This window comes from Bacillus sp. SIMBA_074, assembly GCF_046534555.1.
Classification (GTDB): Bacteria; Bacillota; Bacilli; order Bacillales; family Bacillaceae_G; genus Bacillus_A; species Bacillus_A mycoides.
This window is the reverse complement of record NZ_JAWRYM010000468.1, coordinates 1-274: the sequence shown is the minus strand read 5'-3', so window position 1 is coordinate 274 and position 274 is coordinate 1. Positions and strand designations below refer to the sequence as shown.

Below are 274 nucleotides of genomic sequence, written 5' to 3'. Positions count from 1 at the left end.
CGGTGTGTTCGTTACCATGATGCCCCGTTTAGTTGCACTTTGAACATCAATATTATTATGGCCTACTGCCATATTCGCGATGATTTTCAGATTAGCCGCCTTTTCAATCAGTGACTCGTCGATTTGTTCCGTCAACAAACAAAGCAGCCCGTCTACTTCTTGCATTTCTTGTTCAAGGACTTCTCTAGGGACCGGTATATCCTCTTGGTCCCACATCCTGACATCATAATTCCCACTAAGACCATCGATGATTTGTTCCGGCAATTTCCTTGTA

1 pseudogene is annotated in these 274 nt (G+C 43.8%); it reads right to left on the bottom strand.

What is annotated here, in order from left to right:
- Positions 1-274: pseudogene (locus SB773_RS31620) on the bottom strand (D-glycerate dehydrogenase); the annotation flags it as partial.